We start from the raw sequence: 541 nt of genomic DNA on the forward strand, positions 1-541 counted from the left end.
CAGCCAGAAGTCGCATTGATAATTGCAGTGCTAAACAGTAGTTTGCGGAAAAACATATTCATATCCTTTGTGAATGTTTACGGACATATATATGTAGGTTTGCGCTACTTTAAAACAAAACGGTGTTCAAAATGTATGTGTATTCACGAAATGAACAATGTTTTATATGGGTTGATTGGTTTTGTGATCTGAGTACTGGACAGACCAGATTATGCAATCAAAACCAATCCATGCATCAAAATGACGCCGCAGGTGAGCTTATTCCTCATGCCTTGATAGCCTTTGGGATCAACTTCCAGTTCGACATTCCGTATCAGCTTTTCTGCATACCAAACGGCAGCGTATCCGGTTGCGAGCAACAATATTGCCGCGATGTAATGTGTATTCCCTTGTAACAAGGCACCCCACGCAAGCAAAACAAACAAATTACTGAGAACTAGGATATTGCGGCTCAAGCGGTGGTAGTAATGGTCGATACCATTTCCCCAGAGCACTCCCGATAGAAAGCTCAAGATAACGGCGCTGTAGGCAATAAAAAATT

Annotated in this window: 1 protein-coding gene; it reads right to left on the bottom strand. The window is 41.8% G+C overall.

Annotation, left to right across the window (positions count from 1 at the left end; all coding sequences use genetic code 11):
- Positions 1–209: 209 nt before the first annotated feature.
- On the bottom strand, positions 210–541 hold a 332-nt coding region (locus tag R7044_RS27560), incomplete at its 5' end, for a DUF3429 domain-containing protein (protein WP_225456273.1).

The sequence above is a fragment of the Vibrio sp. 1402 genome (assembly GCF_033340275.1).